Source organism: Pseudomonas guangdongensis (assembly GCF_900105885.1).
Taxonomy (GTDB): domain Bacteria; phylum Pseudomonadota; class Gammaproteobacteria; order Pseudomonadales; family Pseudomonadaceae; genus Geopseudomonas; species Geopseudomonas guangdongensis.
Window position 1 is genome coordinate 2,468,026 of record NZ_LT629780.1, and the last position, 26,353, is coordinate 2,494,378.

Below are 26,353 nucleotides of genomic sequence, written 5' to 3' on the forward strand. Positions count from 1 at the left end.
TGGGCCTCTTGTTGTGGTTGTCGGGCGGTTCATGGGTGCGCGCGGCGCACCCTGCAAGGCCGCAGTCGCAGGTATGGGCGGGCTGGCTTCAGCCGCCGTTGGCGGCCAGGTTGCAGCGGCTTTCCGGGCGGTCGAAGCCCAGGCTGTCGAGGTCGGTGAGCGGGTGCAGGAAGCCGTCCTGCGGCGAGGTGGTGACCAGCGCGCGCGGGTGCACCACGGGGATCGGCTGGCGCAGCTGGCCGTTCCAGTCGCGGTAGCTCAGCTTGCGGCCCTTGAAGCCGTCCAGCGGCAGTTCGCCGGACAGCGCCAGCTGGCGGATCGCCGCCGGATCGCTGCTTTTCAGCCTGCCGACCGCGGCGGCGACGCTGCGCACGGCGATCCAGGCGGCGAAGTCGCGGTCGTTCATCCAGCGCTTGGCGTGCTCCTCGAAGCGCTTCTGCAGCTGGGCGGCGCCGTAGGTTTCCACCGTCTTGTGCCAGCCGGTCGGGGTCAGGCCCTGGGTGCCGGCCACCGGGCGCGGGTACCAGGTGTGGTAGGGCACGTACTCGCCGAAGTCGCCGCGCTCGTCGGCGACCAGCACCACGTCGTACTCGGCGGTCTGGGTGAACAGCGGCATCTCGGCCTGGGCGCTGCGGCGCTGGTCGTTGTCGAAGCTCCACGGCTTCTCGGCGACGATCTTCACCCCGAAGCGCTTGGCGGCGCGGCGCAGGGCGTCGGCGTAGGCCGCGTCGTCTTCGGTCGGGCCGGGGATCAGCAGGGCGCGGTTCCACTTGCGCACGGCGAGGAACTGGCCGAGGGCGTCGGCGAGCATCGCGCGGCTGGGCAGGGTGTGCAGCACGTTGCTCGCGCAGGCGTCGGTGCGCAGGGCGTCGTCGGCGCTGCCGGCGTTGAACAGCAGGCTGTCCGGCAGCGCCGCGGCCAGCTGGCGCAGGCTGTCGACCGGGGCATTGACCACGAACAGGCGCAGGCCGGTCGCGTGCAGGGCGCGTGCCCGCTCGAGCAGCGCTGCGCCGCTGGCGGCCTCGGCGCTTTCCAGCCGGTAGCTGTGCTTGAGGAAGCGCCCGGTGCTGTTGCTGTCGGCGATGGCCAGTTCGGCGCCGCGCAGGCCGGCGTCCTCCGGTTCGGGAATGACGTTGGACAGCACCGGGCCGCGCTCGGGCGTGTGCTCCAGGTAGCCGATGCGGATGTCCAGCGCGGCCTGGGCGACGCCGGTCGCCAGCAGGCCGAGGGTGGTGATCAGGCAGGGCAGCAGTGTGCGCATGGACAGCCTCCTTGGGGATGCTGCCAGCTTAGGAAGGGCGGGAGGCTGGGCAAATATGCAGAAAGTAGCGCCGGACCGGTACCAAGGTACTGGTCCGGCGGCGGGATGCAGCTTTTAGGATGGGCCTACAACGACAATAAGGAACCCCGCCATGTCTTCGCTCAGAACCCTGTGCCTGCCCGTCCTGCTGATTCTCGGCATGGTCGGTTTCGACACCAGCCACGCCGCCGGCGACCTGACCCGCCGCACCGAGGCGCTGCCCGACCTGGTGATGGGCTCGGAGGCCAGCGACTACAGCCTGTCGCAGACCGAGTACCAGTTGGAGACCGGCAAGGCCTACCAGCTGAAGATCGTTTCCACCGGGCGCAAGGAGTACGCCTTCCAGGCGCCGGAATTCGCCACCGCCATCTACCTGCGCAAGGTTGAGGCCGGCGGCGTGGAGATCAAGGCGGTGACCCTCACCGAACTGGAGTTCGAGGATGTCGGCGAGGCGGAGATCTACTTCGTGCCGATCAAGCCCGGCAAGTTCCGCTTCTACAACAAGGGGCTGGAAGGCAAGGGCATGCAGGGCACCTTCGTGGTGCGCTGACAACCCGACTGTCGAGGCCTGAGCCATGGCCGCGCCGCTTTCCGCCCTGGGTCGCGCCAGCCTGCTGGTCAGCGCCCTGTTCCTCGCCGTGCTGCTGGTCTGTCTGGCGCTGGTGCTGCGCCAGGCCGAGCTGGACATCCGCCGCGAACTGCAGGCCGCCGACAGCGTGGCGCGCTTCCTCGCCCTGCGCGCGGCGGACGATCCGGCGCTGCTCGACGCCAGCCTGACCGCCAACCTGCGCCATCTGGAGCTGGATTGGGGCGACGACGCCCGCGGCGGCGCCGTGGACAATCCTCTGGCGCACTGGCTGGCCGGGCGCTTCGCCGACCTGCCGGTGTACCGGGTGGCGCTGAGCGACGGGCGCAGCCTGAGCATCCGCGTCAGCCCGCTCGACGAGCTGGACGAGGTGTGGGAGTCGCTGCTGCAGCTCTTGGCGCTGTTTCTCGTCGCCTGGCTGCTGTGCCTGGGCGCCAGCGCCTGGCTGGTGGGGCGCGGTCTCGGCCTGCTCACCGAGGTGCTGCGCGCCCTGCAGGCGATTGCCGGCGGCGCGCTGGATACCCGCCTGCCCGAGTACGCGCAGCCCGAGGCGCGGCGCCTGGCCGGGCAGGTCAACGCCATGGCCCAGGCCCTGCAGCAGGCCGGCGCCGACAACCAGGCGCTGACCGCCGCCCTGCTGGACACCCAGGAGCGCGAGCGCACCCGCCTGGCCCAGGCGCTGCACGACGATGTCGGGCAGATCCTCGCCGGCATGCGCGCCCAGCTCTACCTGCTCGGCCATTGCCACGACCAGCCGCAGCAGGTCGCAGCGATCAGCCGGCGCCTGCAGGACACCAGCGAGCAGATGCAGCAGAGCTTCCGCCGTCTGGTGCGCGATCTCTATCCGGTGATGCTGGAGCACCTCGGCCTCGGCGAGGCGGTGCGTCAGCACGTCGAGCAGTGGCAGGCGCAGCAGGGGCTGCCCTGCGCGCTGGAGCTGGACGATGCGCTGCCGCGCCTGCGCGACGAGGCGCGCGCGCACGTGTTCCGCCTGCTGCAGGAGGCGCTGACCAACGTCGCCCGGCATGCCGGCGCGCAGCGCGCCGAGGTGCGCCTGACCTGTCGCGGCGCCGACCTGCGCCTGGAGGTGTGCGACGACGGGCATGGCCTGCCGACGCCGCTGCGCGAGGGCGTCGGCCTGCGCTCGATGCGCGAGAGGGCGCGCTGCCTCGGCGCCGCCTTGCAACTGCACGACGCCGCGCCGCGCGGCCTGCGTCTGTGTGTGGAGATTCCTTGGCGGGAGTGGACTGCATGAACATCCTGATCGTCGACGACCATGCGGTGGTGCGCCAGGGCTATGCCAGCCTGCTGGCGACCCTGCTCGATGATGTCGTGGTGAGTGAGGCGGACAACGGCGAGGACGTGCTGCAGCGGGTCGCCCGCGAGTGCCCGGACCTGCTGATCCTCGACGTCGGCCTGCCCGGCATCAGCGGCCTGGAAACCGCCCGGCGCCTGCTGGCCCGCGAGCCGCAGCTGCGCGTGCTGTTCTTCAGCATGCACGACGAGCTGCCGGTGGTGCGCAAGGCGCTGGAGACCGGCGCGCGTGGCTATCTGACCAAGAGTGCGCCGCCGCAGGTGCTGCTGGAGGCGGTGCGCAAGGTGCTGGCCGGGCATACCTACATCGAGCACGGTCTGGCCACCGCGCTGGCCTGCGCCGGTCAGGAAGGTCAGGACCCGCGCCTGCGCGGCATGACCCAGCGCGAGCTGGAGATCTTCGTGCTGCTGGCCCGCGGCGTCGCCCTGCGGCAGATCGCCGAAAAGCTGTGCATCAGCGCCAAGACGGTGTCCAACTACCAGACCCTGCTGAAGAACAAGCTGCAGGTCGGCAGTCAGAGCGAGCTGGTGCATCTGGCCATCGACACCGGGCTGCTGCGGGTCGGCGTGGCCTGAAGCGCCGTTCGGCCGCTCAGCGGCGCGCTGGCGGCAGAACGGCGCCCAGCGCGCGGGCCTCGGCCAGCCAGCGCTCGCGGCGTGCCGGCGTGCTGTCCTGCAGCGGCCCGAAGCAGGCCACGGCGACCGGGCGGATGCCGCAGAACTCCAGGGTGGCGCGCTTCATCTGGGCGATGGCCGGCGCGCCGGTCACCCAGCGGAAGTACCAGGGCGGACTGTCCATGGTCACCAGCAGCTGCGCGCTGCGCCCGCCGAGCAGGCGCTCGGGCATGGCCTGGCCCGGCCGGTAGCGGAAGGCGAAGCCGGGCAGCAGCAGGCGGTCGAGAAAGCCCTTGAGCAGCGCCGGCACGCTGCCCCACCAGACCGGATAGACGAACACCAGGTGGTCGGCGCGCAGCAGCGCCTGGCGCGCCGCCTGCAAATCCGCCTCCAGCGCCTGCTCGCGGCGGTAGCCGTGGTGCAGCAGCGGGTCGAAGTCCAGGGTGTCGAGGGCGAGGCGTTCGACCCGGTGGCCGGCGTGCTCGGCGGAATCGGCATAGGCGTCGGCCAGCGCCGCGCCGAAGCTGTCGGCGGGGCTGGCGAGAATCAGCAGGACGTTGCGCGGGAGCATGGGGGAGTACCGGAACGAGGACGGGGCGCGCAGTCTGCGCCCTGTCCCATGGGGCAGAGTCAAGCCGGGACGCGGCAGTCGGCGAGGCGGCTGGCGTCGCGCTTCTCCAGGCAGGCGCGCAGCTCGTCGGCGGTGCGCTGCAGTGCCTCGGCGCGGCGTTGCAGCGCGGCGATTTCCTCCAGTGCCTCGCGGCGCTTGTGCTGCAGGTGGCCGAGCAGCGCCTGCCAGTCCGGCGCGCCGTCGGCGCCGGGACGCAGCAGCTCGCCCAGCTCGGCGAGCCGGAAGCCGAGCTGCTGGGCCTGGCGGATCAGGCGGATCCGCTCCAGGTGGCTGGCGGCGTAGTGGCGATAGCTGCCGTGGCGCGCCACTCCGTCGAGCAGGCCGAGGCGCTCGTAGAGGCGGATCGCTCGTGGCGTGGCGCCGCTGAGGGTGGCCAGTGTGCCGATGCGCATGACGATTCCCTGTCGCGAAAGAAGGCCGTCAGCCTGCCGGGCAAGGCCGCGCGGCGCAAGCCGGCGGGGTCACTTCTCCCAGTCGAGCGGACACTCGCGGCAGCCTTCCATGTGGGTGCCCTGGAAGGTGGCGTAGTGGCGGCGCGCGCCGGCGAGGTCGACGGCCTCCAGGTTGGCGTCGTTGATCTTGGCTTCCTGCAGGTTGGCGTCGCGCAGGGTCGCGCCCTTGAAGTCGGCCTTGTTCAGCCAGGCCATTTCCAGGTTGGCGGCGGTGAGGTTGGCATCGTGCAGGCGCGCCGCGGACAGGCGGGCGAACTCCAGGTTGGCGCCGGTCAGGTCGGCGCCGGTGAAGCGGGTGGCCTGGCCGTGCGCGGCCCAGCCGTTGATCGCCACCAGCCGCGCGGCGGAAAAGTCGGCCAGGCGCAGGTTGGCCTGCTGCAGGCTGGCGCGGGTCAGGTCGGCCTGGTGCAGCTTGGCCTTTTCCAGGTTGGCCAGGTCGAGGTTGGCGTGGCGCAGGTCGGCGCCGGAGAGGTCGGCGCCGGCCAGGTTGATGCGGCGCAGGTCCAGGTGACGCAGGTCGGCGCCGCGCAGGTCGGCGCCGGGGCACTGGCTTTCCGCTTCCAGGCGGCAGCCGTTGATGACGGTGACGCCGTCGTCGGCGACCGCCTGGGCAAGGGGGGCGAGCAGCAGGGCGAGAGGCAGGAGTCGTTTCATGGCGGCATTCCTGTAGGGTGCGCCGTGCGCACCGTGAGGGGGAATGGGTGCGCATGGCGCGCACCCGGCGGGCGGTGGGCGACAAGGAACGGGGGCGCAGCGCGCCCCCGTCGGCCCCGGGCGGCGGAGAGACGTCCGGGGGCCGTTGCTCAGCGCTGGGCGGTCTTGCTGTCCCAGCTCGGCAGCTTGAACACCCAGAACGAGCCGCCCTGGGCGACCGGCTTGGTCAGCTCGGCCATGTCGCCACCCCACAGCGGCACCGCGCCGCCGTAGCCGGCGGTCACGCCGATGTACTGCTCGCCGTCCTGCTCCCAGGTGACCGGCGGGGAGATGATTCCGGTGCCGACGTTGAATTTCCACAGCTCCTTGCCGGTCTTGGCGTCGAAGGCCTTGAAGTAGCCGTCGCCGGTGCCGGTGAACACCAGGTTGCCCTTGGTGGCCAGTACGCCGGCCCACAGCGGCAGCTTCTCCTTGTGCTCCCAGGCGACCTTGCCGGTGGTCGGGTTCATCGCGCGCAGGATGCCGACGTGGTCGTCGTACATGCGCTTGATACGGAAGCCCTGGCCGAGGTAGGCGGAGCCTTTCTTGTAGGTGACCTCCTCGGTCCAGTAGTCCTCCTTCCAGTGGTTAGCCGGCACGTAGAACAGTCCGGTGTCCTGGCTGTAGGCCATCGGGTTCCAGTTCTTGCCGCCGAGGAACGGCGGGGAGACTTCGATGGACTTGCCGTGTTTCTGGCCGGGTTCGGGCAGCGGCGGGCGCTGGCCTTCGACTTCCACCGGGCGGCCGGTCTTGAGGTCGATGTGGCTGGCCCAGGTGATGCCGTCGACGAACGGGAAGGCGTTCTGCAGCTTGCCGTTGGCGCGGTCGACTACATAGAAGAAGCCGTTGCGGTCGGCGTGGGCGGTGGCCTTGACGGTCTTGCCGGACTTGTCCTTGTAGTCGAACAGCACCAGCTCGTTGTTGCCGGAGAAGTCCCAGGCGTCGTTGGGGGTGTGCTGGTAGAACCACTTCACCTCGCCGGTGGTCGGGTCGACGCCGACCTGGCCGGAGGTGTACAGGCTGTCGTAGTCCTTGGGATCGCCGCCGTCGGCGGTGCGCGCCCAGCCGTTCCAGGGCGCCGGGTTGCCGGCGCCGATGATGATGGTGTTGGTTTCGGCATCGAAGCTGGCGCTCTGCCACGGCGCGCCGCCGCCCTGGCTCCAGGCTTCCTTCTTGCCGGTCGGGTGGTTGGGATCGTCCGGCCAGGAGGGTGCCTTGATGTCGCCGGTCGGGGTGCTTTCCTTGCCGTTGAGGCGGCCCATGTGGCCCTCGACGAACGGGCGCATCCAGACTTCCTCGCCGGTTTCCGGATCGCGGGCGAACAGCTGGCCGACCACGCCGAACTCGTCGCCGGAGCTGCCGTGGATCAGCAGCACCTTGCCGCTCTTGCCGTCCTTCACGATGGTCGGCGCGCCGGTCATGGTGTAGCCGGCGCCGTGGTCGCCGAACTTCTTGTTCCACACCACCTTGCCGGTGTCCTTGTTCAGCGCCACGACGCGCGCGTCCAGGGTGCCGAAGTAGACCTTGTCGCCGTAGATGGCCACGCCGCGGTTGACCACGTCGCAGCACGGGCGGATGTCGTCGGGCAGGCGGTGGCTGTAGCTCCACAGGCGCTTGCCGGTCTTGGCGTCGAGGGCGAACACCCGCGAGTAGGAGCCGGTGACGTAGATCACCCCGTCATGGATCACGGCCTGGGACTCCTGGCCGCGCTGCTTCTCGTCGCCGAAGGAGAACGACCAGGCCGGGGTCAGCTTGAACACGTTGTCGGCGTTGACCTGGGCCAGCGGGCTGTAGCGCTGGGCGTGGGTGCCCATGCCGTACTGCAGCACGTTCTGGGTGCTGACGTGGTCGTTGGCGATGTCTTCCCAGGTCACCGGCTTGGCCATGGCCGGCACGCCGAGGCCGAGGCCGGCGGCCAGGACCAGGCAATGGATGGTGCGGCCCAGCAGGTGCGGAGTGGATGGCAGGAGCTTTGTTGTTGTCATGGGGCGGTATCCCTGATCGGTGGTGGAAGGCTGCCGCGAAGCAGCCGCTCACCCCGATGGTGGCCGCGCACCGGTTCCCCGGATAGGGAAGCCTTCCCGCGCTCCTCGGGAAAAAATCCCTTTCTAAACAACGACTTGCTCTGCTACCAAGGGTCTCATCCGAAGGCACTGCAACACTGCTTCGAAAGTCTTGTACCAAGGGAGTAGGGCGCGGACACCAAAGCAGGATACTGGCGGTGGCCGGGGCCTCCCTAAGATGCGGCCAACACACTCCCGTCCCGGAGTGCATCGCCTTGCACCGCATCTGAAACGAGGTTCCGCCATGAACAACAAGAAACTGCTGAGCGCCCTGCTGACTTCCCTGGCCCTGGGGGCCGCCACCCAGGTCCTGGCCCACGGCGACGTCACCCCGCAGGTGGTGAACACCGCCGGCCTCGAACAGCTGGGCGAGGAATGGCGCGACGAGAACCCCTACCGCAAGCCCCACGCCGACCATGACAAGGCCGTGGAGATCGGCTCCTCCGCCTACAACCAGAACTGCGCCCGCTGCCATGGCCTGGAAGCCATCTCCGGCGGCATCGCCCCCGACCTGCGCGAGCTGGAAGCCAGCATCGACGGCGACGAGTGGTTCAAGGAGCGGGTGATCAACGGCGCGGTGCGCGATGGTGCGGTGTACATGCCGCGCATGGCCGATCACCTCAGCCAGGAAGCGCTATGGGCGATCCGCACCTACATCGAAAGCCGCGCCGAAGCGGCGCAGTAAGCCATGATGGCGCGCCTGTTCCTGCTGTTGCTGTGCCTGGCCGGGCTGGGAACGGCCCAGGCACAGGTACGTGCCTTCGACGACATCGTCGCCTCGGGCGTGCTCAAGGTGGCGGTGTACGAAGACTTCCCCCCCTACAGCTTCCGCGCCGACGGCCAGGCGCGGGGCGTCGACGTCGAGCTGGCGCAGAAGCTGGCCGACAGCCAGGGCCTGGCCCTCGAACTGCTGTGGGTCGCGCCGGGCGAGAAGCTCGAAGACGACCTGCGCAATTTCGTCTGGAAGGGCCACTACCTGCGCCCGGACGTGCTGGCCGACGTGATGCTGCGGGTGCCCTACGACCGCGAGTTTTCCTACAAGCGCAACGAGCTGGGCGAGCTGGTCAACGAACTGGTGGTGATGTTCGGCCCCTACCAGCGCGAGCGCTGGCAGGTCGCCCACGACACCCGCCGGCTTGCGGAGGTGCCCAGCGTCGCGGTGTTCGGCTACCACCCGATCGGCGTCGAGCTGGAGAGCGTGCCGTCGTTCTACATGAGTTCGGTGTTCGGCGGACGGATGAGCCGCAACACCCGCCACTTCGCCAGCCCGCCGCTGGCCTTCGCCGCGATGCGCGAGGGGCAGGTGGATGCGGTGATGGCCATGCGCGGCGAGATCGACTGGCTGCTCCACGAGGCCGGTGATCCGCAGCTCAAGGCCGCCGACAACGCCTATCCGGAGATGGGGCGCCAGCAGTGGGACATCGGCATGGCGGTGCACGAGAGCAACCGCCAGCTGGCCTACGCCCTGGAGGGCGGGCTGGTCGAGCTGATCGGCTCCGGCGAACTGGCGAAGATCTACGCCCGCTACGGGCTGCGCTACGAGGTGCCGGAACTGTACGAGGGCGAGGTGCAGGCGCAGACCCGCGGCGACTGAGCGATCGCTCCCACGCTCCGCGTCCCTGTTTGCGGGCGCAGGAGCGCTATCGGTGCGCACGGCGCACCCTACACGGGAAGGAGGCAGGGAATGACGATCCGAAGCATGGGCCTGGCGCTGGGCTGGCTGCTGTTGAGCGGCCCCTTGTGGGCCGGCGAGAGCGATCCGCTGCAGTCGCCGATGTGGAGTTTCCACCAGACGCGCTTTCTCGGCGCGGCGCCCTACGAGTTCGACGAGCGGGTGCGCCTGAGCGCGCCGCCGTTCGCCGAGGATGCCCGCCAGGTGCCGATCAGCATCGACGCCACGGCGCTGGGCAGCGAGGTGGTGCGCATCCTCGCCTGGGCCGAGCTCAATCCGATTCCGCAGATCTTCAGTTTCTTCCCCACGGGGCCGGTGGCGCCGCGCATCGCCCTGAGCATCCGCGTCGAGCAGGCCACGCCGATCCGCGCCGCGGTGCTGACCCGCGACGGCGTCTGGCATGTCGGCTCGACCCGCGTCGACGCCGCCGGCGGCGGCTGCACCGCGCCCAGCGCGGTGCGCGCCCAGGGCGGCTGGGAAGACCACCTCGGCGAGGTGTTCGGCGCACGCTTCCCGATGGGCGAGGGCAGCCGCCTGCGCCTGCGGGTGTCGCATCCGATGGACAACGGCCTGTCCGGCGGCATCCCCGAGTTCTTCATCGAGCGTGCCGAGCTGCGCAGCGAGGCCGGCGAGGTGCTGGCCAGCCTGGAGCTGCACCCCTCGGTGAGCGAGAACCCGACCCTGACCCTGCAGCTGGGCGACCGCGAGGCCGGCCAGCGCCTGTGGCTGCGCGACAACAACGGCAACGAATTCGAAGCGGCGTTCTGAGCTTCGCCATCCGGCGCCGCGCCGCTGCGCGCGGTGCTTCCCTGCGGTTCGCCCCGCCCGATCCGGACGTTCGGCGCGGGTCTCCCGGGCGCGGTGCGCGGGCGCCGGGCGGGCCGCGCTCCCCCATCCCGCAAAGGAGACACCATGCGTCTGTTCAGCCTGCTTGTGGCGCTCTTCCTCAGCCTGCCGCTGGCGGCGGCCGAGCTGGTCTACGCTCTCGAACCGCGCCGGATCGCCGAAAACACCTGGCTGCTGGAAGGCAGCACCGAAAACTTCGCCATGAGCAACGGTGGCGACATCGTCAACGTGGCGTTCATCGTCACCGAGGCCGGGGTGGTGCTGATCGATACCGGCATCTCCAGGCGCTACGGCGAGGCGCTGCGCGCCGCCATCGGCCGGGTCACCGAGCGGCCGATCGTCCTGGTGATCAACACCCACCATCACCCCGACCACGTGTTCGGCAACCAGGCCTTCGGCGACGTGCCCATCGCCTCGCTGGCGCGCACCCGCGAGCTGCTCGCCGAGCAGGGGGCGGCGTTCGCCGACAACCTGTATCGCCTGCTCGGCGACTGGATGCGCGGCACCGAGGTGCTGCTGCCGGGCGAGACGCTGGAGCCCGGCGTGCGCGAGATCGGCGGCCATCGCCTGCGCATGCTGGCCTTCAGCGGGCATACCGGCGCCGATCTGGCGATCCTCGACGAGACCACCGGGGTGCTGTTCGCCGCCGACCTGGTGTTCTACCAGCGCGCCCTGACCACCCCGCAGACGCCGGGGCTGCAGATCTGGCTGGACGATCTGGCCGCGCTGGAGAAGCTGCCCTATGCGCTGCTGGTGCCCGGCCATGGCCCGGTGGCCAGCGGGCGCGAGCCTTTCGCGCAGATGCGCGACTACCTCGGCTGGCTCGACGGCCTGCTGCGCGACTCGGCCGCCGCCGGCCTGGACATGAACGAGGTGATGAACGCGCCGATTCCCGAGCGCTTCGCGGCCATCAGCCAGAGCCGTTTCGAGCTGATCCGCACGGTCACCCACCTGTACCCGAAGTACGAGGCGCAGGTGTTCCGGCAGGTCAACAGCGACTGATTTGCGACTTTCCGGTCGGATGCCTCATCCCTATGGCTAAAGTCGCATTGCAATTATCGTACTGTATTTAAATCAAGGCGTTGCCGGCCCGCTCGGGAGCTTTGCACAATGCTCCGGCCGCAACGCCCGGCCCTCTCCGGCCCTGCGGCACGCCCCCCGGGAACCACGAAATTGTCTAGGGAGACTTGCCCGTGCAGATAGGTATACCCCGCGAAACCCACGATGGCGAAACCCGCGTGGCCGCCACCCCGGAGACGGTCCGGAAGTTTGTCGCCCAGGGCCATCAGGTCGTCGTCGAGGCCGGCGCCGGGCGCGCCGCCTGCATCACCGACGGCGACTACGAGGCCGCCGGCGCCCGCCTGGCCGACGCCGGCGCCGCCCTCGGCGCCGAGCTGGTGCTCAAGGTCGCCGCCCCCAGTCCCGTCGAGCTGGCGCAGATGCGCCCGGGCGCGGTGCTGGTCGGCATGCTCAACCCCTTCGATAGCGCGCAGATCGAGCGCATGGCCGCGCAGGGCATCACCGCCTTCGCCCTGGAGGCGGCGCCGCGCACCTCGCGGGCGCAGAGCCTCGACGTGCTGTCCTCGCAGGCCAACGTCGCCGGCTACAAGGCGGTGATGCTCGCCGTCGACCACTACCCGCGCTTCATGCCGATGCTGATGACCGCCGCCGGCACGGTGAAGGCCGCCCGCGTGCTGGTGCTTGGCGCCGGCGTCGCCGGGCTGCAGGCGATTGCCACCGCGCGGCGCCTCGGCGCGGTGATCGAGGCCTCGGACGTGCGTCCGGCGGTCAAGGAGCAGGTGGAATCGCTCGGCGCCAAGTTCGTCGACGTGCCCTGCGAGACCGACGAGGAGCGCGAATGCGCCGAAGGCGTCGGCGGCTACGCGCGGCCGATGCCGGCCTCGTGGATGGCGCGCCAGGCCCAGGCGGTGCACGAGCGCGCCCGGCAGGCCGACATCGTCATCACCACCGCGCTGATCCCCGGGCGCAAGGCGCCGACCCTGCTGCACGAGGCCACCGTGGCCGAGATGAAGCCCGGCTCGGTGATCATCGACCTGGCCGCCGCCCAGGGCGGCAACTGCCCGCTGAGCGTGCCCGGCGAGGTGGTGGTGCGCCACGGCGTGACCCTGGTCGGCCACACCAACCTGCCGGCGCTGCTGCCGGCCGACGCCTCGGCCCTCTACGCGCGCAACCTGCTGGATTTCCTCAAGCTGGTGCTCGACCAGGACGGCCGCTTCCACCTCGACCGCGACGACGACATCGTCGCCGCCTGCCTGATGTGCGAAGGCGGCCAGGTGCTGCGCCGCAACGCCGCCTGAGCCCGCCCGTCAGTCCCCTTCGCGGACCACCTACAAGGACAACAACCATGGATCCGATCTCCGACGGTCTCTACAACCTGATCATCTTCGTGCTGGCGATCTACGTCGGCTACCACGTGGTGTGGAACGTCACCCCCGCACTGCACACCCCGCTGATGGCGGTCACCAACGCCATCTCCGCCATCGTCATCGTCGGCGCCATGCTGGCCGCGGCGCTGACCGAAACCGGCCTGGGCAAGACCATGGGCACCCTGGCCGTGGCCCTGGCCGCGGTCAACGTGTTCGGCGGCTTCCTGGTCACCCGGCGGATGCTCGACATGTTCAAGAAAAAGGCGCCGAAAGCCCCGGCGGAGGGTCGTTGAGATGAGCATGAACCTGATCACCAGCTGCTACCTGGTCGCCTCCATCTGCTTCATCCAGGCCCTCAAGGGCCTCTCCCACCCGACCAGCTCGCGCCGCGGCAACCTGTTCGGCATGGTCGGCATGGCCATCGCCGTGCTCACCACCGTCGCGCTGATCTTCAAGCTCGGCACCGAGATGGCCACCGCCGGCCTCGGCTACGTGATCCTCGGCCTGCTGCTCGGCGGCACGGCCGGCACGCTCATGGCCAAGCGCGTCGAGATGACCAAGATGCCCGAACTGGTCGCCTTCATGCACAGCATGATCGGCCTGGCCGCGGTGTTCATCGCCATCGCCGCGGTGGTCGAGCCGCAGTCGCTGGGCATCGTCGCGCAGCTGGGCGAGCCGATCCCCGCCGGCAACCGCCTGGAACTGTTCCTCGGCGCGGCCATCGGCGCCATCACCTTCTCCGGCTCGGTGATCGCCTTCGGCAAGCTGTCCGGCAAATACAGGTTCCGCCTGTTCCAGGGCGCCCCGGTGACCTTCGCCGGCCAGCACTGGCTGAACCTGGCCCTGGGCCTGGCCATCCTCGGCCTGGGTCTGGCCTTCACCTTCAGCGGTGACCTGACCGCCTTCGCCGTGCTGCTGGCGCTGGCCTTCGTCATCGGCGTGCTGATCATCATCCCGATCGGCGGCGCCGACATGCCGGTGGTGGTGTCGATGCTCAACAGCTACTCGGGCTGGGCGGCGGCCGGCATCGGCTTCTCGCTGAACAACGCGATGCTGATCGTCGCCGGCAGCCTGGTCGGATCGAGCGGCGCGATCCTCTCCTACATCATGTGCAAGGCGATGAACCGCTCGTTCTTCAACGTGATCCTCGGCGGCTTCGGCGCCGAAGCCGGCGCCGGCGTTCAGGGCGGCAGCCAGGAACAGCGCCCGGTGAAGAGCGGCTCGGCGGACGACGCCGCCTTCCTGCTGGGCAACGCCGACAGCGTGATCATCGTCCCCGGCTACGGCCTGGCGGTGGCGCGCGCCCAGCACGCGCTGATGGAACTGGCGGAGAAACTGGCGCAGCGCGGGATCAGCGTGAAATACGCCATCCACCCGGTGGCCGGGCGGATGCCGGGGCACATGAACGTGCTGCTGGCCGAAGCCGAGGTGCCCTACGAGCAGGTGTTCGAGATGGACGACATCAACCCCGAGTTCGGCCAGACCGACGTGGTGCTGGTGCTGGGCGCCAACGACGTGGTGAACCCGGCGGCGAAGACCGACCCGCACTCGCCGATTGCCGGGATGCCGATCCTCGACGCGTACAAGGCCAGAACCGTGATCGTCAACAAGCGCTCGATGGCCAGCGGCTACGCGGGTCTGGACAACGAACTGTTCTACATGGACAAGTCGATGATGGTGTTCGGCGACGCCAAGAAGGTGCTCGAAGACATGGTCAAGGCGGTCGGCTGACCCCCGGCCTCGGCCGTCCCGGACCCTCGACGCCGCAACCGCCACCGTGCCCCGGTGGCGGTTGCGGCGTCTTGCCGTTGGCGCAGCGCCTGCCGCCCGGCGGGCGGGTATTGCTACCAAGGAAGCAGGTCTTTGCTCCCCGCGATCAATTGTTGCGCCACCCCCTGCGGCGAAGAATTCGTCACAGACCGGGAAAAATTCCCGGCGATAACAATGAACCCGCAGAGGTAGCCGCAATGAAGCACTCCGGTCTCACCCATTCCTTCGCCAGGACCACGCTGGGCCTCGCGCTGGCGCTGTCCGGCCTGTCCGCCTGGGCCGTCACCGACGAGGACATCCTCAAGGACGCGCAGACCCCCAGCGAGGTGGTCACCAACGGCCTCGGCCTGCAGGGTCAGCGCTACAGCACCCTGGATACCCTCAACGCCAACAACGTCACCCAGCTGCGGCCGGTGTGGGCGTTCTCCTTCGGCGGCGAGAAGCAGCGCGGCCAGCAGGCCCAGCCGCTGATCAAGGATGGCGTGATGTACATGACCGCCTCCTACTCGCGGGTGTTCGCGGTGGATGCGCGCACCGGCAAGGAACTGTGGCAGTACGACGCGCGCCTGCCCGACGGCATCATGCCGTGCTGCGACGTGATCAACCGCGGCGTCGCCCTGTACGGCGACCTGGTGATCTTCGGCACCCTCGACGCCAAGCTGGTCGCTCTCAACAAGGACACCGGCAAGGTGGTGTGGAAGAAGACCGTGGCCGACTACAAGGCCGGCTACTCGATCACCGCCGCGCCGCTGGTGGTCAACGGCAAGCTGATCACCGGCGTGTCCGGCGGCGAGTTCGGCGTGGTCGGCAAGATCGAGGCCTACAACCCGAAGAACGGCGAGCTGCTGTGGACCCGTCCGACCGTGGAAGGCCACATGGGCTACGTCTGGAAGGACGGCAAGAAGGTCGAGAACGGCATCACCGGCGGCGAGGCCGGCAAGTCCTGGCCGGGCGACCTGTGGAAGACCGGCGGCGCGGCGCCGTGGCTGGGCGGCTACTACGACCCGGAAACCAACCAGCTGCTGTTCGGCACCGGCAACCCGGCCCCGTGGAACTCGCACCTGCGCCCCGGCGACAATCTCTACTCGTCCTCGCGCCTGGCGCTGAACCCGGACGACGGCACCATCAAGTGGCACTTCCAGACCACCCCGCACGACGGCTGGGACTACGACGGCGTCAACGAGCTGGTGTCGTTCAACTACCAGGACGGCGGCAAGACCGTGAAGGCGGCGGCCACCGCCGACCGCAACGGCTTCTTCTACGTGCTCGACCGCACCAACGGCAAGTTCATCCGTGGCTTCCCGTTCGTCGACAAGATCACCTGGGCCAAGGGCCTGGACAAGAACGGCCGGCCGATCTACGACGACGCCAACCGTCCGGGCTCGCCGAACGATGCCGGCGCGCAGGGCAAGACCGTCACCGTGGCGCCGTCCTTCCTCGGCGGCAAGAACTGGATGCCGATGGCCTACAGCCAGGACACCGGGCTGTTCTACGTGCCCTCCAACGAGTGGAGCATGGACATCTGGAACGAGGGCACCGCCTACAAGAAGGGCGCGGCCTACCTCGGCGCCGGCTTCACCATCCACCCGCTCAACGAGGACTACATCGGCGTGCTGCGCGCCATCGACCCGAAGACCGGCAAGGAAGTCTGGCGCTACAAGAACTACGCGCCGCTGTGGGGCGGCGTGCTGGCCACCAAGGGCAACCTGGTGTTCACCGGCAACCCGGAAGGCTACCTGATGGCTTTCGACGCCAAGACCGGCAAGAAACTCTACGAGTTCAACACCGGCTCGGGCGTGATCGGCTCGCCGGTCACCTGGGAGATGGACGGCGAGCAGTACGTCTCGGTGCTGTCCGGCTGGGGCGGCGCGGTGCCGCTGTGGGGCGGCGAGGTGGCCAAGCGCATCAAGGACTTCAACCAGGGCGGCATGGTCTGGACCTTCAAGCTGCCCAAGGAAGTGGCGGCGGTGGCCAAGCGCTGACCGGGCGCCATGCCGGCGTCCGGTGAGGCCTGGCCGAACCTGGACTGCCTGACGGAGGCGGAGCGATGGCTCCGCCTCCGTCGTTTCAGGCCTCCTGCAGCGGCCAGTCCCAGTGACTGGAGCCCTCAGCCGCCAGCGCCTCGAAATGCCGGTCGATCCGTGCCAGCAGCGCGGCGTCGGTCTGTGCGTCCAGGCCGGGGTAGGGCGCGCCGAGGTAGTTGCCGTCGTAGGTCAGTACCGCCGCCGCCGTGCCGTGGCGCTCGTAGAGCGAGCGGATCAGCTGGCACTCCTTGTCTTCGGGCGGCGCGCAGCGCAACGCGTAGAGCAGGGCCAGCGCGGTGGCGAACTCCAGGCGCTCGGTGGTCAGGCCGAACTGCCGGGCCAGGTCGATGCTGCCGAGTATCCGCTCGCGCCGTTGCAGCTTGCGCAGCGGGTCGCGCGCCACGCGCTGGCAGGGGTCCTTGAAGGAGCGCCGGCAGCGCTGCAGGAAATTGTCGATGAAGCGGTCGGCGAACGGCGCGAGCGCCGGGTTCTCGCGCAGCAGGGCCGGCTTGATCTCCCGGTCGACCACCTGGCGCGCCAGTTGCTGCACGCGCTCGTCGCCCATGCCCTGGCCGATGCTCGGGTAGCCGAGCAGGCTGGCGTACCAGGCGATGATCGCGTGGGTGCCGTTGAGCAGGCGATTCTTCAGCTTCTGGATGGCGGCGATGTCGTCCACCGTCTGCACCTGGCAGAGTCGCTCCAGCAGCGCGCCGCCTTTCTGCGCGTAGAGCGGCATGTCGGGGCCGCTGCTGAACAGGCTCAGGCTATGGCTGCCCAGTTCGCTGAGCGGCGCCAGATGGCCGAGGCGGGTGCTCAGCTGTTGCAGGCTTTCCTCGGAGGCGGTGCGCGGGCTGGTCAGGTGCAGTTCGCCGAGACTGTCCTCCAGCCGGCGCAGCTCGTGCAGACGCAGGCGCAGTTGCTTGCGCAGCAGCTCGCGCGGGGTTTTCGAAACGATGCGGTTGACCACCGTCTCGCTGAACTCCACGCGGGCGAGCAGGGCGTCGGCCTCGTCCGCGTCCATCTGGCGCAGCAGTTCGTCGCGAACGCAGCGCCGCGTGAAGGCTGCGCCGCCCAGCTTGTTGAGCACCACCAGCAGGGTCAGCGGCTCGGCATCCCCGGCGAAGCGGGCCTGCAGCCCTCGTGCGATCTGCCCGGCTTGCTGGCGGATGGCGTTCTCCGGCAGGCAGATGGCGACGAGGGCCGTCTCGCGATACAGCTCCTGCATGGCGTGCGGGTCGTTGATGTCGATCAGGCGCACATGCTCGATGGCCTGCTCGAAGGCGCGGTTGGCGTAATGCACGGCGTACCGGCCGAAGGCATTGACCAGATTGCGCAGTGCCTGGTCGCTGGTGGCGCCGACGATCTCCTGGGGGCGGGTGTAACCGTCCCAGTGGGCCAGCACCTGGGCCAGGTAGCCGCCGCCCATGGCGCCGAAGCCGTGGATGCCGACCTTGAGGTCGTTGCGGGTCGCCGGAAAGGGATCGGTCAGGCGCGGCACGGGCCGGCTCGGCAGGCAGGGACGCAGGTCGGCGAGAAAGTCGGTCATGCACTGGCAGTAGCGGAAGGCCAGGGCGCGCACCTCCGCGCAGGGTTCCTTGATGTCGCGAATGGCGATCACCAGGGTGCCCGCGGCGGCGGCCGAGCGGATGCCGTTCTCCGAGTCCTCGAAACTCAGGCAGTGCTGCGGCTCGCAGTTGAGGCTGGCACTGGCGGTGAGGAAGATCTCCGGATGCGGCTTGCCGCGCGCCACCTCGTCGCCGCAGACGGTGATATCGAAGTACTTCATCACTCCGGCGTTGATCAGGTATTCCTCGGCGATGGCCCGGCGGCTCGAAGTGGCGACCGCCAGCAGCAGGCCGGCGGCCTTGAGGTGTTCCAGCACCTCGAACAGGCCCGGTTTGAGGGGAACGCCATACTTGCGTACATAGGCCAGCTCCAGTTCATCGGCGCGCTGGCGAATGGCGCTGTAGGGGTAGTCGGGGCCGTAGTGCTGGCGGGCGAGGGCTTCGGCCTTGCGGGCGCTGAGCCCCAGGGAGTCGGTCAGGACGGCGTCGCTGATCGGCTGGCCAAAGAGCTGGGTGGAGGCTTGCTTGAGGGTACTGAAGCGCAGGCGCTCGGTATCGAACAGGGTGCCGTCCATGTCGAAGATGGCGGCGTGAATCTGTCTTTCCTGAAAAATCATTGAAAATTCCTTGACTTGTTCGCTAGTTCTGCGATTTCTCCGTGAGGGGCTTAGGGTGTTTTTTTACCTTAACATGAAAAACGCCCCTGTCTGCCCGAGGGCGATCCCTGGTCCGGGCAGACCACGCACCCGCCGCCGCCCTGCGGCGGGTGCGTGGCCGGGTCGTCTTGCACGGGCCTGTGACCAGTCGGGTACGGGCGGGAGGGCGCTGGCGCGCAGCCTGCAGGCTGCGGGTATTTCCGGGGCTGGCCCGGTCTCGTCTTCTGCGGCTGCCGCGCGGCAGCCGTCGGCGGGAGGGCGCGGGCAAGGGGTTATGGCTTACTACCAAATAACGAGTTTCGCTGTTCCATCGGTGCATACCGGGCCGGTGGGTGGACTGCCAACATCCACTCACAGTCCACGCAAGAACCAGACCGGACCGCAACAATAAAAGAGAGGCCACGAGCATGATCTACGCACAACCGGGTACCGCAGGCGCCATCCTTTCCCTCAAGCCGCGCTATGGCAACTACATCGGCGGCGAGTTCGTCGCGCCGGTCAAGGGCCAGTATTTCACCAACACCTCGCCGGTCACCGGCGAGGTGATCGCCGAGTTCCCGCGCTCCACCGCCGAGGACATCGAGCTGGCGCTGGACGCCGCCCACGCCGCGGCCGACGCCTGGGGCCGCACCTCGGTGCAGGACCGCTCCAACATCCTGTTGAAGATCGCCGACCGCATCGAGCAGAACCTCGAAGTGCTGGCCGTCGCCGAGACCTGGGACAACGGCAAGGCGGTGCGCGAGACGCTGAACGCCGACGTGCCGCTGGCCGTCGATCACTTCCGCTACTACGCCGGCTGCATCCGCGCCCAGGAAGGCAGCGCCGCCGAGATCAACGAGCACACCGCCGCCTACCACTTCCATGAGCCGCTGGGCGTGGTCGGGCAGATCATCCCGTGGAACTTCCCGCTGCTGATGGCGGCCTGGAAGCTGGCTCCGGCGCTGGCCGCCGGCAATGCCATCGTCCTCAAGCCGGCCGAGCAGACTCCGCTGTCGATCACCGTGCTGGTCGAGCTGATCGGCGACCTGCTGCCGCCGGGCGTGCTGAACATCGTTCAGGGCTTCGGTCGCGAGGCCGGCGAGGCGCTGGCCACCAGCAAGCGCATCGCCAAGATCGCCTTCACCGGCTCCACCCCGGTCGGCTCGCACATCCTCAAGTGCGCCGCCGAGAACATCATCCCCAGCACCGTCGAGCTGGGCGGCAAGTCGCCGAACATCTTCTTCGAAGACATCATGCGCGCCGAGCCGGAGTTCATCGAGAAAGCCGCCGAAGGCCTGGTGCTGGCGTTCTTCAACCAGGGCGAGGTGTGCACCTGCCCGTCGCGCGCGCTGGTCCAGGAGTCGATCTACGACGAATTTATGCAGGTGGTGATGAAGAAGATCGGCCAGATCAAGCGCGGCAACCCGCTGGACACCGAGACCATGGTGGGCGCCCAGGCTTCCGACCAGCAGTTCGAGAAGATCCTCTCCTACTTCGACATCGCCCGCGCCGAAGGCGCCCAGGTGCTCACCGGCGGCGCCGCCGAGCGTCTGGAAGGCAGCCTGACCGGCGGCTACTACATCCAGCCGACCCTGCTCAAGGGCACCAACGACATGCGCGTGTTCCAGGAGGAAATCTTCGGCCCGGTGGTCAGTGTCACTACCTTCAAGGACGAAGCCGAAGCCCTGGCCATCGCCAACGACACCGAGTTCGGCCTCGGCGCCGGCGTGTGGACCCGCGACATCAACCGCGCCTACCGCATGGGCCGCGGCATCAAGGCCGGTCGCGTGTGGACCAACTGCTACCACCTGTACCCGGCGCACGCCGCCTTCGGTGGCTACAAGAAGTCCGGCGTCGGCCGCGAAACCCACAAGATGATGCTCGACCACTACCAGCAGACCAAGAACCTGCTGGTCAGCTACGACATCAAGCCGCTGGGCTTCTTCTAAGCACCGGGCTGGCGGGTGCAGCCCCGCCAGCCTTGCAGGCTTTGCTCCCCTCGGCGCGCTCCACGGCCGCCACGACTGTGTGTTGCTTGTCGATGCGCTCCCCCGGGCGCGGTTGCCGGCGGTCCTTCCCCGCTCCGGCAGCTGGTATCGAACGCGGCTTCGGCCGCGTTTTTTTTCGTCCGCACGATGCCGGCGCCCGGCCGCATGGCGTCTGCGCCGGCGGGTCTACCAAGGTCAGCGAAAACTCCTTCCAAAGTACCATTGGGCTGGCGCCGCGCAGGGCGCATAACTGTGCTTGCCGGAATTCGCCGGCCTGACAACAAGAGGACTGCGCCATGTGGACCAAGCCCGCCTTCACCGATCTGCGCATTGGCTTTGAAGTGACCATGTACTTCGCCAACCGTTGATCCACACAGCCCCGGCTCGCCGGGGCTTCCCATTCGGGGACTGCCCATGCACATCCGCATTCTCGGTTCCGCCGCCGGCGGCGGTTTCCCGCAGTGGAACTGCAACTGCCGCAACTGTCGCGGCCTGCGCGAAGGCACCCTGCGTGCCAGTGCGCGTACCCAATCTTCCATCGCCCTGTCCGACGACGGGGTCAACTGGATCGTCTGTAACGCCTCGCCCGACATCCGCGTGCAGATCGAATCCTTCCCGGCCCTGCAGCCGGCCCGCGCGGTGCGCGACACCGCGATCCGCGCGCTGATCCTGCTGGACAGCCAGATCGACCACACCACCGGCCTGCTCACCCTGCGCGAGGGCTGCCCGCACGAGGTGTGGTGTAGCGAGATGGTGCACCAGGACCTGACCAGCGGCTTCCCGCTGTTCAACATGCTCAGCCACTGGCACGGCGGCCTGAACTGGCGGCGCATCGAACTGGACCGCGGCTTCACCGTCGAGGCCTGCCCGGCGCTGCGTTTCACGCCGATCCCGCTGCGCAGCGCGGCGCCGCCGTACTCGCCGCACCGCAACGACCCGCACCCGGGCGACAACCTCGGCCTGCTGATCGAGGACACCGTCACCGGCGGCACGCTGTTCTACGCTCCGGGCCTCGGCCAGGTGGACGGCGCGCTGCTGGAGTGGATGGGCCGCGCCGACTGCCTGCTGGTCGACGGCACCCTGTGGCGCGACGACGAGATGATCCACGCCGGCTGCGGCAGCAAGCTGGGCAGCGAGATGGGCCACCTGCCGCAGAGCGGCGAGGGCGGCATGCTCGAAGTGCTCGAACGCCTGCCCGAACCGCGCAAGGTGCTCATCCACATCAACAACACCAACCCGATTCTCGACGAGGACTCGCCCGAGCGCGCCGAGCTGGACGCCCGCGGCGTCGAGGTCGCCTGGGACGGCATGAGCATCGTGCTGTAAGGCGGATCGTAGGGTGGGTTGCAACCCACCAACCGGCCGCAAGGCGCGGCCGTGGCGATGTCTGGCGACATCGATGGTGGGTTACGCCGCGTTGCGGCTGAACCACCCTGCGCCAGATGCCAGGCACCAGCAGAACAACAACGAGCCGCGCCGGTCGCGGCCACCCGAGGAGCCGTGATGACCCAGACTGCCATGAGCCCCGCCGAATTCGAGCAGGCGCTGCGCGCCAAGGGCGCCTACTACCACATCCACCACCCGTTCCACGTCGCCATGTACGAAGGCCGCGCCACGCGCGAGCAGATCCAGGGCTGGGTGGCCAACCGTTTTTACTACCAGGTGTGCATCCCGGTGAAGGACGCGGCGATCATGGCCAACTGCCCGGACCGCGACACCCGCCGGGAGTGGATCCAGCGCATCGTCGACCACGACGGCGCGCCGGGCGAGGAGGGCGGCATCGAGGCCTGGCTGCGCCTGGGCGAGGCGGTCGGCCTGGATCGCGCGCAACTGCTGTCCCAGGAGCTGGTGCTGCCCGGGGTGCGCTTCGCGGTGGACGCCTACGTCAACTTCGCCCGCCGCGCGTCCTGGCAGGAAGCGGCCAGCAGCTCGCTGACCGAGCTGTTCGCCCCGCACATCCACCAGTCGCGCCTGGACGCCTGGCCGGCGCACTACCCGTGGATCGACCCGACCGGCTACGACTACTTCCGCAAGCGCCTCAAGGAAGCGCGCCGTGACGTCGAGCACGGCCTGCGCATCACCCTGGCGCACTACACCACCTGGCAGGCCCAGCAGCGCATGCTGGAGATTCTGCAGTTCAAGCTCGACGTGCTGTGGAGCATGCTCGATGCCATGAGCATGGCCTACGAGCTGGAGCGCCCGCCGTACCACACGGTCACCGCCGAGCGGGTCTGGCACCGGGGGATCGCGCTGTGAACGAGATACGCCACGAGCAGGTGCCGGTGCTGCGCCGCGGCTTCCGCTTCCAGTGGGAGCCGGTGCAGGACTGCCATGTGCTGCTCTATCCCGAGGGCATGATCAAGCTCAACGGCAGCGCCGGGGCGATCCTCGGCGAGGTCGACGGGGTGCGCAGCGTCGCCGCCATCGCCGCCGACCTGCAAGCGCGCTTCCCCGATGCCGAGGGCATCGCCGAGGACATCCTGGCTTTCCTGGAGGTGGCGCGTGAGCGTTTCTGGATCGAGTTTCGCTAAGCCGGAGCACGTGCCCGGCCCGCCGCTGTGGCTGCTGGCCGAGCTGACCTACCGCTGCCCGCTGCAGTGCCCGTACTGCTCCAATCCGCTGGACTTCGCCCGGCACCAGGAGGAACTGACCACCGCACAGTGGATCGAGGTGTTCCGCCAGGCCCGCGAGCTGGGCGCCGCCCAGCTGGGCTTTTCCGGCGGCGAGCCGCTGGTGCGCCAGGACCTCGCCGAGCTGATCGCCGCGGCCCGCGAGCTGGGCTACTACACCAACCTGATCACCTCGGGCATCGGCCTGACCGAAGCGCGCATCGCCGAGTTCGCCGAGGCCGGCCTCGACCATATCCAGATCAGCTTCCAGGCTGCCGACGAGGAGGTGAACAACCTGCTGGCCGGATCAAAGAAGGCCTTCGCCCACAAGCTGGAGATGGCCCGCGCGGTGAAGCAGCACGGCTACCCGATGGTGCTCAACTTCGTCACCCACCGGCACAACATCGACAATATCGAGCAGATCATCCGCCTGTGCCTGGAGCTGGAGGCCGACTTCGTCGAATTGGCCACCTGCCAGTTCTACGGCTGGGCCGAGCTGAACCGCGCCGGGCTGTTGCCGACGAAAGCGCAGCTGGAGCGCGCCGAGCGCATTACCAACGAGTGGCGCGACCGGCTGGCCGCCGAAGGCCACCCGTGCAAGCTGATCTTCGTCACCCCCGACTACTACGAGGAGCGTCCCAAGGCGTGCATGAACGGCTGGGGCAGCCTGTTCCTCGACATCACCCCGGACGGCACCGCGCTGCCCTGCCACAGCGCCAGAAGCCTGCCGGTACAGTTCCCCAAGGTCACCGAGCACAGCCTGAAGCACATCTGGTACGACTCCTTCGGCTTCAACCGCTACCGCGGCGACGACTGGATGCCCGAGCCGTGCCGCTCCTGCGACGAGAAGGAGCGCGATTTCGGCGGCTGCCGCTGCCAGGCGTTCCTGCTCACCGGCGACGCCGACAACGCCGACCCGGTGTGCAGCAAATCGGCGCATCACGGCCTGATCCTCGACGCCCGTCGCGAGGCCGAGGAGGCGCCGTGGAGTCTGGAGCAGCTGACCCAGCGCAACGTCCGCGCTTCGCAGATCATCTGCAAGGGCTGAGGGCGGGCAGATGAGCCGTGCCAAGGGGCTGATCGTTCCTGCGCCCCCGCGAGGGAGCGCCGCCGCCCCGGCGTCCTGTGGGCATTCGAATCCCTCCGCGCCGGCTTGCGAACCTGGGCCCCGGCGACCGGCCGAGGCTGCCGAGCCGTTGCCCTGCGGCGACTGGTCGAGCGCCTGGAGCGCCGAACGGGCCGCCGCGGCCAGCCGCGACTTTGCCGAGCTGCGCGCCGGCCTCGGTGGCCTGCTGTGGCTGCAGTTCGACCCTAACGAAGCGGCCTGCAGCCTGTGGCGGTGGCGCGCCGGCCGGGCGCGTCGGCTGACCCCGGCGGGCTTCTCGGTGCGCAGCCGGGTCTACGAGTACGGCGGCGGCGCCTTCTGCGTGACCGACGTCGGCGTGGCGCTGGTCGGCGAGGCCGACCAGCAGCTCTACCACCTGCCGCTGACCGAGAGCGACGCGCCGGGCGCCCTGCGCGCGCTGAGCGCCGATCCCGACTGCCGCTACGGCGACCTGCATTTCGCCCCGGCCTGGCAGGCGGTGCTGGCGGTGGAGGAGCGCCGCGAGGGCGGGGCGGTGGTGCACCGGCTGGTGGCCCTGGCGCTGGAGGATGGGGCTCGGCGGGTGCTGGCCGAGGGCGCCGATTTCTACGCCGCGCCCAGGCTGTCCGCCGACGGGCGCAGTCTGGCGTGGGTCGAGTGGGACCGCCCCGAACTGCCGTGGACCGCGACCCGCCTGTGCCGGGCGCAGGTGGCGGTCGATGGCTCGCTCGGCCTGTGCGAGGTGCTGGCCGGCGGCGCGGGCGAGGAGTCGTTGCAGCAACCGATCTTCACTGACGGTGGCCGGCTGACCTGCCTGAGCGACCGCGACGGCTGGTGGCGGCCGTGGGCGGAACAGGATGGGCAATGGCGCCCGGTTTCTTCGGTGGAAAGCGCTGACGCGGTTTTCCACCCTGGGGCCGGGGTCGAGTGTAGGGTGGACAACGGCGCAGCCTTGTCCACCACCGGCACCGCTGCTTGGAGCACCCCCCGCCCCATGGCGTCGGCCGACCACGCCCCGGCGCCCTGGCAACTGGGCACGGTCAGCCACCTGCCGCTGGCCGGCGGCGGCTGGCTGCTGGCGCGTCTGGAGGAGGGCTGGGGCCTCTTGGTCGAGCGCGACGCGGCCGGCCGCGAGCGGCGTCTGGCGCCGGAGTTCTCGCGCTTCCGCCAGCTCGCCGCCGACGCGCGGTACTTCTACTGCATCGCCGCCGCGCCGGAGCGGCTGCCGGCGCTGCTGGCCATCGCCCGCGACTCGGGGGCGGTCGAGATACTCGCCGGCGGCGAGCGGCCGCTGGCCGAGGCCGAACTGTCGCGTCCGCAGTCGATCCGCTTCGCCACGGGGGACGGCGAGAGCGCCCAGGCGTTCTTCTATGCGCCGCGCAATGCCGCCTGTAGCGTGCCGGCCGGCGAGCGGCCACCGCTGGTGCTGTTCCTCCACGGCGGGCCGACCTCGGCCTGCTACCCGGTGTTCGACCCGCGCATCCAGTTCTGGACCCAGCGCGGCTTCGCCGTGGCCGACCTCAACTACCGCGGCTCCAGCGGCTTCGGCCGCGCCTGCCGGCTGCGCCTCGAGGGCGCTTGGGGCGACATCGAGGTGGCGGACGCCGTGGCGCTGGTACGCCACCTCGGCGCGCAGGGGCTGATCGATCCGGCGCGCGCCTTCATCCGCGGCGCCAGCGCTGGCGGCTACACCGCGCTGTGCGCGCTGGCCTTCCACGACGTCTTCCGCGGCGGCGCCAGCCTGTACGGGGTCAGCGACCCGCTGAGCCTGCGCCGCGCCACCCACAAGTTCGAGGGCGACTACCTGGACTGGCTGATCGGCGACCCCGTGCGCGACGCCGAACGCTACGCGGCGCGCACGCCGCTCCATCACGCCGGGCGTATCCGCGCGCCGCTGATCTTCTTCCAGGGCGGGCTGGACGCCGTGGTGGTGCCGCAGCAGACCGAGGCGATGGTCGCCGCGCTGCAGGACAACGGCGTGGCGGTCGAGTACCGCCTGTACCCGGAGGAGCGCCATGGTTTCCGTCAGTCGGCCAGTCTGGCCGACGCCCTGCAGTGCGAATGGCGGTTCTACCGGCGCCTGCTGGCAGACCGGGGCGATGCATGAGCGCCGATGGAT

General features: G+C 69.4%; 24 protein-coding genes. 18 read left to right on the forward strand and 6 right to left on the reverse strand.

Annotated features, from left to right (window positions below):
- Positions 1-88: 88 nt before the first annotated feature.
- The gene (locus tag BLU22_RS11655) at positions 89-1,261 is read right to left on the reverse strand and encodes an ABC transporter substrate-binding protein (protein ID WP_157718994.1); all 1,173 of its coding nucleotides are present in this window, start codon (positions 1,259-1,261) and stop codon (positions 89-91) included.
- A gap of 151 nt (positions 1,262-1,412) precedes the next feature.
- Here BLU22_RS11655 and BLU22_RS11660 point away from each other — a divergent pair, with 151 nt between their 5' ends.
- The 3 genes from BLU22_RS11660 to BLU22_RS11670 are packed head-to-tail and all read left to right on the forward strand — an operon-like array spanning position 1,413 to position 3,776.
- Positions 1,413-1,850, forward strand: a complete 438-nt coding sequence (locus tag BLU22_RS11660; RefSeq protein WP_090214660.1) for a cupredoxin domain-containing protein — start codon at positions 1,413-1,415, stop codon at positions 1,848-1,850.
- Positions 1,851-1,875: 25 nt separating this feature from the next.
- A complete protein-coding gene (locus BLU22_RS11665) occupies positions 1,876-3,141 on the forward strand; it encodes a sensor histidine kinase (RefSeq protein WP_090214663.1) in 1,266 nt (421 codons plus the stop codon).
- A complete protein-coding gene (locus BLU22_RS11670) occupies positions 3,138-3,776 on the forward strand; it encodes a response regulator (RefSeq protein ID WP_090214666.1) in 639 nt (212 codons plus the stop codon). Before BLU22_RS11665 ends, BLU22_RS11670 begins: the two co-directional genes overlap by 4 nt.
- A 16-nt stretch (positions 3,777-3,792) precedes the next feature.
- On the opposite strand, the gene BLU22_RS11675 is transcribed toward BLU22_RS11670, so the two are convergent.
- The 4 genes from BLU22_RS11675 to exaA all read right to left on the reverse strand — a co-directional run bounded on the left by BLU22_RS11675 (position 3,793) and on the right by exaA (position 7,576).
- Positions 3,793-4,386, reverse strand: coding sequence for an NAD(P)H-dependent oxidoreductase (locus tag BLU22_RS11675; RefSeq protein WP_090214669.1), 594 nt, complete (start codon positions 4,384-4,386; stop codon positions 3,793-3,795).
- A gap of 59 nt (positions 4,387-4,445) precedes the next feature.
- On the reverse strand, positions 4,446-4,838 hold the full coding sequence (locus BLU22_RS11680) for a MerR family transcriptional regulator (RefSeq protein WP_090214671.1): 393 nt from the start codon (positions 4,836-4,838) through the stop codon (positions 4,446-4,448).
- Between the two features lie 69 nt (positions 4,839-4,907).
- Complete coding sequence (locus tag BLU22_RS11685; RefSeq protein ID WP_090214674.1) at positions 4,908-5,552, reverse strand: pentapeptide repeat-containing protein; 645 nt, start codon at positions 5,550-5,552, stop codon at positions 4,908-4,910.
- 149 nt (positions 5,553-5,701) lie between these two features.
- On the reverse strand, positions 5,702-7,576 hold the full coding sequence (exaA, locus tag BLU22_RS11690) for a quinoprotein ethanol dehydrogenase (RefSeq protein WP_090214676.1): 1,875 nt from the start codon (positions 7,574-7,576) through the stop codon (positions 5,702-5,704).
- Positions 7,577-7,898: 322 nt separating this feature from the next.
- Here exaA and pedF point away from each other — a divergent pair, with 322 nt between their 5' ends.
- From pedF to BLU22_RS11730, 8 genes are all read left to right on the forward strand, one after another.
- Positions 7,899-8,339: a cytochrome c-550 PedF gene (pedF, locus tag BLU22_RS11695; RefSeq protein WP_090214678.1), complete on the forward strand. Its 441-nt coding sequence runs from the start codon at positions 7,899-7,901 to the stop codon at positions 8,337-8,339.
- A 6-nt stretch (positions 8,340-8,345) separates the two neighbouring features.
- Positions 8,346-9,248: a substrate-binding periplasmic protein gene (locus BLU22_RS11700; protein ID WP_090216423.1), complete on the forward strand. Its 903-nt coding sequence runs from the start codon at positions 8,346-8,348 to the stop codon at positions 9,246-9,248.
- A 105-nt stretch (positions 9,249-9,353) separates the two neighbouring features.
- On the forward strand, positions 9,354-10,094 hold the full coding sequence (locus tag BLU22_RS11705; RefSeq protein WP_173867199.1) for a quinoprotein dehydrogenase-associated SoxYZ-like carrier: 741 nt from the start codon (positions 9,354-9,356) through the stop codon (positions 10,092-10,094).
- A gap of 144 nt (positions 10,095-10,238) precedes the next feature.
- Positions 10,239-11,174: a quinoprotein relay system zinc metallohydrolase 1 gene (locus BLU22_RS11710; protein ID WP_090214683.1), complete on the forward strand. Its 936-nt coding sequence runs from the start codon at positions 10,239-10,241 to the stop codon at positions 11,172-11,174.
- Positions 11,175-11,365: 191 nt separating this feature from the next.
- The gene (locus tag BLU22_RS11715; RefSeq protein ID WP_090214684.1) at positions 11,366-12,490 is read left to right on the forward strand and encodes a Re/Si-specific NAD(P)(+) transhydrogenase subunit alpha; all 1,125 of its coding nucleotides are present in this window, start codon (positions 11,366-11,368) and stop codon (positions 12,488-12,490) included.
- Between the two features lie 47 nt (positions 12,491-12,537).
- Positions 12,538-12,852, forward strand: coding sequence for an NAD(P) transhydrogenase subunit alpha (locus BLU22_RS11720; RefSeq protein ID WP_090214687.1), 315 nt, complete (start codon positions 12,538-12,540; stop codon positions 12,850-12,852).
- A gap of 1 nt (position 12,853) precedes the next feature.
- Positions 12,854-14,290, forward strand: a complete 1,437-nt coding sequence (locus tag BLU22_RS11725; RefSeq protein ID WP_090214689.1) for an NAD(P)(+) transhydrogenase (Re/Si-specific) subunit beta — start codon at positions 12,854-12,856, stop codon at positions 14,288-14,290.
- Between the two features lie 236 nt (positions 14,291-14,526).
- Positions 14,527-16,311: a PQQ-dependent methanol/ethanol family dehydrogenase gene (locus tag BLU22_RS11730; protein WP_090214692.1), complete on the forward strand. Its 1,785-nt coding sequence runs from the start codon at positions 14,527-14,529 to the stop codon at positions 16,309-16,311.
- 85 nt (positions 16,312-16,396) lie between these two features.
- On the opposite strand, the gene mtlD is transcribed toward BLU22_RS11730, so the two are convergent.
- Positions 16,397-18,535 (reverse strand): bifunctional mannitol-1-phosphate dehydrogenase/phosphatase, encoded by a 2,139-nt coding sequence (gene mtlD / locus BLU22_RS11735; protein WP_090214694.1) that lies wholly within the window; start codon positions 18,533-18,535, stop codon positions 16,397-16,399.
- Between the two features lie 446 nt (positions 18,536-18,981).
- Between mtlD and exaC the strand changes: the two genes are divergently transcribed.
- The 7 genes from exaC to BLU22_RS11770 all read left to right on the forward strand — a co-directional run bounded on the left by exaC (position 18,982) and on the right by BLU22_RS11770 (position 26,341).
- Positions 18,982-20,502 carry an acetaldehyde dehydrogenase ExaC gene (exaC, locus tag BLU22_RS11740; protein WP_090214697.1) on the forward strand — a complete coding sequence of 507 codons (1,521 nt, stop codon included), beginning with the start codon at positions 18,982-18,984 and terminating at the stop codon, positions 20,500-20,502.
- Positions 20,503-20,837: 335 nt separating this feature from the next.
- Positions 20,838-20,909 (forward strand): pyrroloquinoline quinone precursor peptide PqqA, encoded by a 72-nt coding sequence (pqqA, locus tag BLU22_RS11745; RefSeq protein WP_003253598.1) that lies wholly within the window; start codon positions 20,838-20,840, stop codon positions 20,907-20,909.
- 46 nt (positions 20,910-20,955) lie between these two features.
- On the forward strand, positions 20,956-21,867 hold the full coding sequence (pqqB, locus tag BLU22_RS11750) for a pyrroloquinoline quinone biosynthesis protein PqqB (RefSeq protein ID WP_090214700.1): 912 nt from the start codon (positions 20,956-20,958) through the stop codon (positions 21,865-21,867).
- A gap of 177 nt (positions 21,868-22,044) precedes the next feature.
- Complete coding sequence (gene pqqC / locus BLU22_RS11755; protein ID WP_090214703.1) at positions 22,045-22,797, forward strand: pyrroloquinoline-quinone synthase PqqC; 753 nt, start codon at positions 22,045-22,047, stop codon at positions 22,795-22,797.
- The gene (gene pqqD, locus BLU22_RS11760) at positions 22,794-23,072 is read left to right on the forward strand and encodes a pyrroloquinoline quinone biosynthesis peptide chaperone PqqD (RefSeq protein WP_090214705.1); all 279 of its coding nucleotides are present in this window, start codon (positions 22,794-22,796) and stop codon (positions 23,070-23,072) included. Before pqqC ends, pqqD begins: the two co-directional genes overlap by 4 nt.
- Complete coding sequence (pqqE, locus tag BLU22_RS11765) at positions 23,044-24,198, forward strand: pyrroloquinoline quinone biosynthesis protein PqqE (RefSeq protein ID WP_090214707.1); 1,155 nt, start codon at positions 23,044-23,046, stop codon at positions 24,196-24,198. Before pqqD ends, pqqE begins: the two co-directional genes overlap by 29 nt.
- Positions 24,199-24,346: 148 nt before the next feature.
- On the forward strand, positions 24,347-26,341 hold the full coding sequence (locus BLU22_RS11770; RefSeq protein ID WP_231975242.1) for an alpha/beta hydrolase family protein: 1,995 nt from the start codon (positions 24,347-24,349) through the stop codon (positions 26,339-26,341).
- The last annotated feature ends 12 nt before the right edge of the window (positions 26,342-26,353 follow it).